The organism is Roseibium sp. (genome assembly GCF_039982295.1).
Lineage (GTDB): Bacteria > Pseudomonadota > Alphaproteobacteria > Rhizobiales > Stappiaceae > Roseibium.
In genome coordinates this window covers 1-8,836 of the sequence record NZ_JBDWYP010000006.1, presented here as the reverse complement: position 1 = coordinate 8,836, position 8,836 = coordinate 1, and the positions used below count along the sequence as shown (strand labels likewise).

Annotated in this window: 9 protein-coding genes and 1 pseudogene; all 10 read left to right on the top strand. The window is 55.6% G+C overall.

Annotation, left to right across the window (positions count from 1 at the left end):
- Positions 1 to 1,164: pseudogene (locus tag ABJZ52_RS01115) on the top strand (type IV secretion system protein B4); the annotation flags it as partial.
- 159 nt (positions 1,165 to 1,323) lie between these two features.
- Positions 1,324 to 2,484, top strand: coding sequence for a lytic transglycosylase domain-containing protein (locus ABJZ52_RS01110; RefSeq protein WP_348487674.1), 1,161 nt, complete (start codon positions 1,324 to 1,326; stop codon positions 2,482 to 2,484).
- A complete protein-coding gene (locus ABJZ52_RS01105) occupies positions 2,484 to 3,329 on the top strand; it encodes a type IV secretion system protein (protein WP_348487673.1) in 846 nt (281 codons plus the stop codon). The genes ABJZ52_RS01110 and ABJZ52_RS01105 overlap by 1 nt, the downstream gene beginning before the upstream one ends.
- A gap of 19 nt (positions 3,330 to 3,348) precedes the next feature.
- Positions 3,349 to 4,002, top strand: a complete 654-nt coding sequence (locus tag ABJZ52_RS01100; protein WP_348487672.1) for a type IV secretion system protein — start codon at positions 3,349 to 3,351, stop codon at positions 4,000 to 4,002.
- Between the two features lies 1 nt (position 4,003).
- Positions 4,004 to 4,702 (top strand): TrbG/VirB9 family P-type conjugative transfer protein, encoded by a 699-nt coding sequence (locus ABJZ52_RS01095; protein ID WP_348487671.1) that lies wholly within the window; start codon positions 4,004 to 4,006, stop codon positions 4,700 to 4,702.
- Positions 4,699 to 6,096, top strand: a complete 1,398-nt coding sequence (locus ABJZ52_RS01090) for a TrbI/VirB10 family protein (RefSeq protein ID WP_348487670.1) — start codon at positions 4,699 to 4,701, stop codon at positions 6,094 to 6,096. The genes ABJZ52_RS01095 and ABJZ52_RS01090 overlap by 4 nt, the downstream gene beginning before the upstream one ends.
- Positions 6,097 to 6,100: 4 nt before the next feature.
- Positions 6,101 to 7,090 carry an ATPase, T2SS/T4P/T4SS family gene (locus ABJZ52_RS01085; RefSeq protein WP_348487669.1) on the top strand — a complete coding sequence of 330 codons (990 nt, stop codon included), beginning with the start codon at positions 6,101 to 6,103 and terminating at the stop codon, positions 7,088 to 7,090.
- Positions 7,087 to 7,308: a hypothetical protein gene (locus tag ABJZ52_RS01080; RefSeq protein WP_348487668.1), complete on the top strand. Its 222-nt coding sequence runs from the start codon at positions 7,087 to 7,089 to the stop codon at positions 7,306 to 7,308. Before ABJZ52_RS01085 ends, ABJZ52_RS01080 begins: the two co-directional genes overlap by 4 nt.
- Positions 7,305 to 7,706, top strand: a complete 402-nt coding sequence (locus tag ABJZ52_RS01075) for a hypothetical protein (protein ID WP_348487667.1) — start codon at positions 7,305 to 7,307, stop codon at positions 7,704 to 7,706. Before ABJZ52_RS01080 ends, ABJZ52_RS01075 begins: the two co-directional genes overlap by 4 nt.
- 13 nt (positions 7,707 to 7,719) lie before the next feature.
- On the top strand, positions 7,720 to 8,836 hold a 1,117-nt coding region (locus ABJZ52_RS01070), incomplete at its 3' end, for a type IV secretion system protein (RefSeq protein WP_348487666.1).

The following is an 8,836-nucleotide window of genomic DNA, read 5'->3' as shown; positions in this document are numbered from 1 at the left end:
AAGGCTGGTTCCGAAGTGCCGTGGGGCAAAGTTATCTCAATCTTCCCGACGCCGGAAAAGAGCGCTTATCGCTTCTCTTACCACGAAGCCGGTTCGCCTGAGAAAGAACCCACCAGCGGTCACACGCTGATCATGGGTCGTCCTGGCTCGGGTAAGTCGGTCTTTTCGGCCTTCCTCATGACACAAGCCGTGCGGGCCGGTGCCCGTGTCTTCGTCTTCGACTACCGGCAGGGTATGGAAATGGCGGTGCGGGCCAACAGGGGCCGCTACACGACGATCCAGGGCGGTATGCCCACGGGTCTAAATCCGCTTTGGACCGAAGTGGACAAACGCGGTGTCGCGTGGCTGGCAGACTGGTTTGGCTCCCTGCTCTACCGCGAAGATAAACCGCTGACGCCTGCTCAGACCAACCGCATCATGGAATGCGTGCGTCAGAATGCGCAAGCAACAGACCCAGGCTTACGGGATTGGCAGAACTTCGCGTCACTCTTCATGTCGATGGACGATGACGGCGACCTGAACCAGCGTGTTCTTGAATGGGCTGAAAAAGGCCGGTTCGGCTGGATTTTCGGCCATAGCCTCGAAGACACGTTTTCGCTCGATGGCAACTTGGTTGGCTTCGACCTCACCGGGATCCTCGACAGCGAAAGCGACAAGGAACGGATGGCGGTTCTGAGCTACCTGTTCCGCCGGATCGAGCGGAAAATCGAAGACCGCCGCCCCACTATCATCATCATTGATGAGGCGTGGAAGGCGCTCGACAACGAGTATTTTGCAGAGCGGCTTTCGCAGTGGCTCGTGACAGCACGGAAACAGAACACCGTGGCCGTCATGATGACGCAATACGCCAGCCAGCTTGAGCGGACGCGCACGGGTAAGACCATCGTAGAGGCCGTGCCGACGCAGGTTCTTCTACCGAACATCCGCGCCAGTGCCTCCGACTATCAGATGCTCAATCTTTACCAGAAAGAGTTGGATACGCTTCTCAGCACCGGCACGAATTCACGCTTGGCTCTCATTAGAGATGACCAAGGTTCGGTCGTCGTGGACGCGGACCTAAGCGCTCTTGGCGACAACCTGACCATCCTTGGCGGGATGGAAGCAGGTGAAAAACTCGTCGGCCCCGATTACCGGGATCGTCCTGACTTTTGGAGGCTCAAATAATGCGAAAAGTTACCTGTTTCATTCTGCTGTGTGTGGTTGCTGGTTGCGCGAACTATCAAGAGCCACAGGCCAACTGCTTCAGCTTCGTGTCACGCGGTCCTGCCCCTATGGACTGCAATTTCGAAGCGCTGGACGTCCCCAATTTGGAGGACGTTGCCCATGAATAAGCTCACTGTCGCTGCAATCTTACTGATCGGGGTTTCTTCCAGCGCGCTCGCCCAGGGCGTGCCGGTTGTGGACTCTGGGCTAACGGCGCGCGACATCATCGAAACAGCGGATCGCGAGTCTGATCTGGCGGTGCAGGGCGAAACCCAAACCGTCGAAGAACAGATCACCGCGATTGAGCAAGAACAGCTTCGGGTTCTGGATGCGATATTGGACGCGCAGACCAGCTTTGAAGCTGGCGGTGTTGCAATCTCCGGAATGGTCTCGGACCTCGAAGGCGGCAGCGGTGATGCTGACCGCTCTGTAGAGGCTGTTTACGGAACCGCCGACATCGACCCCAACCCAGCTGGCGACCAAATGTTCGGTGATGCAGCTGAGAATATCGAACAGCTTATCATTCGCGTGGCGCAGGAAACGCACAGTCATCCGGGCGTCGGTGCTGCTGGCCTCTCTGTCGTCCAATGGCGCGCGTTGATCCAAGCGCTGATCTGGCAGGAAAGCCGGTTCGTTATCCGGGCCGAGAGCCCTGTAGGGGCTTATGGCCTGACGCAAATCATGCCGGGGACTGCCGGTGATCTAGGCATCTTCCCTGAATATCGCACCAGCCCCTACCTGCAAGTTGAAGGCGGGGCTCGTTATCTGGCCCAACAGCTTAATCGCTTCGATGGCAACATCATCTTCGCGCTTGCTGCCTACAACGCAGGCCCGGGTCGTGTCATTGAATATAGCGGCGTCCCGCCATTTCAAGAAACGCAGCATTACGTCACCGTCATCCCCCAGAAATACAATGAATACCTCGCGCGGATCGGCGGGATCGAAGCGCTCGGCACTATCGACCCTGCCCTATTGGCGAACTCGAACCTGTCGATGATGGGTGCGGGCGCTGCTTTCTACGGCAGTAGCTCACCCACGGCGATCCGCCAAGCGGCCCTCCGCATTCGCGATATCGTCAACCGCATTGGCTCTACCACCGATGTGCAAGAGGCCATGGCATTGAACACTTATGCCCGTGCCGAACTGGTTCGTCTCATTGCAGCGCGAACAAGACTGCAAGCCGCACGGACCCAACCCCTAAGCGCTGAACAACTGCGTCTCGCGGCTGCTCGGATGCAAGAACAAGAATTCCTAAACTTCACCATAGAGGACTTAGAATAATGCGCACTTCAACGCTTCTCACCAACTACGTCCGCAAGACCCTTCGGACATCCGGTTTCGCATTGCTTCTGCCGCTCGGCGTAGCTGCACCCGTCACCATGATTGCATCCCCTGCCCTCGCGCAGGGTGTGCCTGTGGTAGACACGCAAAACATTGCACAGAACATCCAGCAACTTCGCCAGATGATCGAAGACGAGCTTCTGCAGAACGAACAGCTGTTGCAGCTTCGTGAACAGCTCACCACCCTGACCGATCAACTGGCACAGCTACAAGAAACCTATGCAGCTCTGACTCGCCTTGCCGAACTGCCGGAAATCATCGGCACGGAAATGGAGGATGAACTGAACGGCATTCTCGATCAGGAATTCGGCGATATACAGTCTACCATCGCTGCAATCCGTAGCGGTGACTTCTCGGGCCTTAGTGGCTCCGGTGCGGCGGAGATTGAAACCCAGATGGACCGTGTTCTCGCGGACCTGGGCTTTGATGAAGACACGCTTAGCGAAATGGCATCCAGCGGGAACGCGGGTGCTGAGCGCATCGCGACACAAGCGACCACTGGCGCCCTCGTCTCGGCTGCTGCGCAAAACAGCTATGACGATGCCGGTCAATCGCTTGAGCGTGTGGACCGTCTTGTCGGCCTGATTGATGACATGGACGAGCTGAAAGAAAGCGTCGATCTGAACACGCGCGTAACGGCTGAACTGGCGATTGCACTGGTGGCGATGTGGCAGCTCGAAGCCGTGCAGACCGTAGGTGATGGCACAGGCGGTGTCATCGACGCAGCCACCATCGCCGAAGAACAAAACTTCATGGAATTCACCATTCCTGACCTCGGCGATTAACACCCTAGGGGTAGAGACTTTGAACAACGAAAAAGAGATCATTGAGGAAGAACTGGTTTATGGCGCTTTGCGTCGTGAACGGTTGTGGCAGAAACTCGGTCTGACCGGTCTGGCGTTTGGCCTGATCGGGTGTCTGGGTGCTGTCGCCGTTGCCATCCTCGATGTAGACCCGCCCCCCGTGGTCGTGCCCTACGATCCCGAGACGGGTTTCGCGTTGCCGGAAGTCTCTGTTGGCGCAAGCGCGATCACCGGCAATCAGGCTGTGATCGAAGCGGAAATCTATCGCTATGTAACTGATCGAGAGGTCTACAATCAGCTTGACAATGATGTGCGCATCAACAGCGTATTACAGCGCTCCGATGGGCGCGCGGAAGCCTCTGTTCGGGGACAATGGAACAGCGCGAACCCGCAATATCCTCCAACCGTCTATGGCAGCAATGCCACGCTGGACGTTGAAATCCTGAGCGTGAATTTGATCGGTGAGAACCGCGCGACCGTCCGGATACGCAAGCGGCTCACCTCCATTCAAGGCGTCCAAGGTGGCCTCTTCACTGCGACCATGCTTTTCGAGTTTCGACCCGAGGAAGCGCGCACGATTGATCAGGTTTGGACGAACCCTTTTGGCTTCACCGTGATCGAATACTCGATCCGTTCAGACAGATTGGAGAATTAAGATGCGTCGATTTGGACTTGCATTGCTATGTCTGGTTATTACGGCTTCCACCGCTTTTGCAGAGAACACACCCAGACGCGGCCCCAACGACAGCCGTGTCCGTATTGCCACGTATGTCGATCAACAGGTTTATCGCCTGAACGTATCGCTCACCCATGTCACAACCGTTGAATTCGGCGAGGGCGAGACTATCCGCTCGATCCTAGCCGGTGACACCGAAGGCTTCGAACTCGACGGCGTGCCCGGTGGGCAGGCGTTCGCAATCAAGCCTGTGGCGCGTGGTGTCCACACTAACGTGACTGTCTACACCAACCGCCGCAGCTATTATTTCAACGTGCAAGAAGTTTCATCACCCACCTTCTACGTGGTGCAATTCCGCTATCCAGATGAAGAACGCCGCCCGCAAAATGCAGTTGCCGCGCAGGCACCGAACTACAATTACGGGGCTAGTGATCGCACGGAAATCACCCCTTCGCGGGTGTGGGACGACGGAACATTTACCTACTTCCAATTTGCACGGAATGCGCCGGTCCCGGCAATCTTCCGTTACTCGAATGGTCGCGAACGCACCGTAAACACTCAACAGACTGAACCTGGCATCATTCGCGTCTCTGGCGTCAATGCTCAATGGGTTCTTCGGCTCGGTGAAACGGTCGTCTGCATCCAATCTAACACTCTGACCGCAGGAGGCACATCATGAGCGATGATCCAAACCAAGCGGACGTATCCGAACGACTCGCACGCCTTGAAGCTGGCGGAGGCGGCAGCCCTGTGACAGCGCAACGGCGCTCTCCACTAATGGCAATTTTGATTGTGGCTTTGATCGGCCTCGCCGGTGTTGTCTTCTACCTGCTCAACCAGCCAGAAGAGGAAATCGTGTTACCCACAGCGACACCAGACGAATTCCAACCTGAAGGTGACGGGTTTGGTACAATTGAACCCTTCGTGCCACCTGAACCAGAAACGATCACTGTTGTGGCTGACCCTGCCCCTATAGAGCCGAATGCCGAACTGCTGGCACAGATCGCAGCACTTCAAGCGCAGATCGAAGCCATCCAGAACGCGCCTGAACCTGTCGTGGAAGAAGACACGGCGGCGGCTGAGGCAATGAACGCGCTGACGGAACAACTGGCGGCCCTGCAAGCGGCCTCAGAGGCCGCACAAGAGCAATTCACCGCTGAACTCGAAGCGAGGGACCGCGAGCTGCAACAGATGCGCATGGACCTTGATCTTGCGCGCCTTGAAGCTCAGACTCCGGCCTCTGCCCCGGCTGGCCCGACGGAGGACGAATTGCGCCTCCGGGAAGAAGAGCGCTTGCGCCGTGAGGAAGAGGCGCGGCGTCTCGCCGAATTACAGCAACGTGCAGAGGAAGAACGCGCGTTCCAAGAGCGTCGCATCCAGTCGCCGACCATTGCTTTCGGCGGTTCAAGTGGTGGTCTCGGTGGCGATGGTGCCGAACTTGCCGAACGCACCTTTGGCGATGTCACTGACTTCGTGCTGAATGGTGCGCTGCCCTCGACTGTCACGCAATCCGAAGTCATTGCCAATCCTGGCAATACCGTCATTCAAGGCACGGTCATTCAAGCTGCATTAGAGACAGCCATTTCCAGCGAGTTGGCGGGCCAAGTCCGCGCGATCACATCAGAAAACGTCTATAGCTTCGATGGTAGCCGCGTTCTAATCCCTGCCGGATCACGTCTCATTGGCCGGTATCGGTCAGGTGTGCAAATTGCGCAAAGCCGCATCACAGTCGCATGGGACCGGATCATCTTGCCAAGTAATCAAACTGTGCAAATCAGCTCATTCGGGGCAGATGAACTCGGTCGATCCGGCACAACAGGCTTCGTGGATACGCGCTTTGCAGAGCGCTTCGGCTCCGCTGCTCTCATTTCACTGATATCTGCTGCGCCAAGCGTCGCCGCCAATCAGACAGAGGATGAGATTACAGAGGATGTCCTTGAAGACATTGGCGACGATCTGGCCGATGCCACGGACAGTGTGATCGGCGAATACCTGTCGATCGGGCCGGTGATCTATGTCGATCAGGGTGCGCGGATCACTGTCATGGTGGACCGCGATTTGGAGATTTTCTGAACCTATGACCCTCAGCTACCTTCAAAACTCTATCGACAGTCTGGAAGACGCCAAACGGGATGATGTGATTGAAATCTGCATTAACCCGGATGGCACGTGCTGGGGCGAGTTTCAGGGTGACCATTTCATGTCGCGCCTGAAGCAAACTCTTACGGAGGATCAGATTAAGGACCTGGGCAACCAGATCGCATCTGACGCCTCCACGCCTCTGTCAAAAGACCGGCCCATCGTCTCAGTCTCGATCATGTATCGCAACCGTCCGATCCGGGCACATGTCATCACACCGCCCGCTGTGAACCGGGGCATGTCGATCAGCCTGCGCTTCTTTTCCAGTCTGCCCCTCGATTCAATCGAGTTGGATTTTCTCTACGGCAAAGAGCGCAAGCTGGAAGAGCTTCGGCAAGACAAAAACCGCCAGCTTCGTGAGGTTGTCGCCAGTGGCGATATTGATGCGTCGATCCGGCATTGCGTAGAAAACAAGCTCAACATGATCGTCTCAGGCGGGACGTCTACTGGCAAAACGGTAGCCGCACGTAAGATCCTTTCCTATGTCAGCGACGAAGAAAGAATCCTCACCATCGAAGAGGCGTCAGAACTGCTCCCCACGCAGCCGAACGCGGTAACGCTAATATCAAACCGCGACGCGTCGCACCAGACGGCGGATATCTTGCTGACCGCCACCCTGCGAATGCGGCCTGATCGCATCATCCTGGGCGAGGTGCGTGGCAAAGAGGCCATGACCTTCCTCGAAGCCATCAACACCGGCCACGGCGGCTCGATGACAACGCTGCACGCTGAAACGCCCCAACTGGCGGTCCAGCGCTTAGCTATCGCGGCATTAAAGACCGAAGTGCCAATACCTTACCGAGATATGATAGACTATATCGAAAGCTCTATCGACGTGATCATCCAAGCAGGCCGCGAAGACGGAAAGCGTGGGATCACGGAATTCTATTTGCCCGGAACAGAACTAGGAGAGGAGACAAAAACATGAGCAACGGAAAGAGCTACATGCCGAAAGTCTTGACGTTCACCGCTGGCAAAAAATTCAGGACGCAGGACATGGAAGATGAGCTTGCCAAGTTCACAATGAATGGCTGGAAGATCGTTTCCATGACCCATTTTCAGTACAAAGAGCCCACCTATACTGTGCTCCTGCAATACGAATTTAGTGAAAAGGAAATGCAGAAACCGACGGAGAAACGAGCATGAAACAACTGACGATTAGTCTCCTTCATTCGCTAACCGTGATGCCCTTAGCTGCATCCGCTCAAGGGTTAGTGCCAACTATGGAAAGCGAATTTGAATTCTGTGAAGAGCGCCCATTGGAACCAGCCTGGATGCAGAACTTGCCTCCTCGTGAGGCATCAAAGGGAATGCTCATTCAGATGATTTATCGCTTCCAAAGCGCCGAACAGGTCACGGCAGCCGATGACTGTTCATGTGCCACCCGTTTCCCGACGTGGGACGATGCTGTCCAGCGGTATAACGATAACTACCTTGGCGCTGATGAAAATGACCATCGGGAAGCCATTGGGACATTTCGTGCCCGGTATAACGCACTGCGACCATCAGCTCGTGCGATCTGTGAAGTCGTCGGCCATTGGTAGGTGAGGGACAAATATGAGTGCTACAACGTATATTGTCGAAACCGCACAGGGTTTCCTTGATGACGCCGCTGAAACTCAGTTCGGCGCAGTTGCAGCCACAGTAGGAACGGTAACGACACTTGGCGTAACCCTCGTCCTCATTCTGGTGGCAATCAACATGATGTTTCAATATCGGGCCATGGACGGAAGAACCGCTTTCTGGCTTGTAGTAAAGATCGGTTTAATAGGCATATTTGCGCAGAACTGGACGCAGTTTAACTCGTTCGCAACCGCCGTCCTCAACAGTATCGACAGTATTGCAGGTTCGCTGATCGCTTCCGTAGGCGGCGGAACACCGGGCCCTTCTGGCACCTACGCAGAAGAATTTGACGAAATGCTTGGGGCGATGGGTGAATATCTCAATGCGGCTGGGGAGGAACTTAACTGGATGGCTGGGGCCATGCTGTCAATTCTCGGCGTTGTGATCCTAGCGATACTTGGCGGTATCGCTGCATTCCTTGTCATCTTTGCAAAAATCGTGATTGCGCTCCTTCTTGGACTGGCACCAATCATGATCTTCCTGACCCTGTTCGATGTCACGAAAGACTATTTTGCAAGATGGCTGACAGCGCTCATTTCTTTTGGAATGTACCCAATCATTCTGGCAGGCGTTTTCTCCATCATCATTGGCGTATCTCGCTCTCTGCTCTTTGAACTCGGCGATCCTACTGCTGCACCAAACATCGGTGCACTCATACCTTTCTTCATGATGGTCATGATGGCGAAGGGCTTCATTCTAGCGACACCGTTTATCGTTCGTGCGATATCTGGCAATATCATGATGCCAGCAATGGGCGCGGGGATTGGTGGCGGATACGCATTTGGTAGGGCAGCCTTTGGCTCACAACAAGCGCGGAACCGTTACCTCATGGGTAGTGCAACCGGTGCGGAGTATGCGGGTCTACGTGCAAGGTCAATGGTGGGCTTAGGTACAATGCCCGAACGCCGACAGAATGCACCTCAGCAGCCAGTCCCGGCCAATAATCAGCCACAACCCAACCCGAACGCCGGTCAGGCCCCCAACTATCAAGCGCAGATGGATCGCAACAAGCGGATTGGTCGATTGCAGGACAATCATCATAAGACGGCCC

Coding starts and splice junctions, on each gene's coding strand:
- ABJZ52_RS01075 (WP_348487667.1), top strand. CDS start 7,305: ATGAAACAACTGACGATTAGTCTCCTTCATTCGCTAACCGTGATGCCC.
- ABJZ52_RS01105 (WP_348487673.1), top strand. CDS start 2,484: ATGCGCACTTCAACGCTTCTCACCAACTACGTCCGCAAGACCCTTCGG.
- ABJZ52_RS01080 (WP_348487668.1), top strand. CDS start 7,087: ATGAGCAACGGAAAGAGCTACATGCCGAAAGTCTTGACGTTCACCGCT.
- ABJZ52_RS01110 (WP_348487674.1), top strand. CDS start 1,324: ATGAATAAGCTCACTGTCGCTGCAATCTTACTGATCGGGGTTTCTTCC.
- ABJZ52_RS01095 (WP_348487671.1), top strand. CDS start 4,004: ATGCGTCGATTTGGACTTGCATTGCTATGTCTGGTTATTACGGCTTCC.
- ABJZ52_RS01085 (WP_348487669.1), top strand. CDS start 6,101: ATGACCCTCAGCTACCTTCAAAACTCTATCGACAGTCTGGAAGACGCC.
- ABJZ52_RS01090 (WP_348487670.1), top strand. CDS start 4,699: ATGAGCGATGATCCAAACCAAGCGGACGTATCCGAACGACTCGCACGC.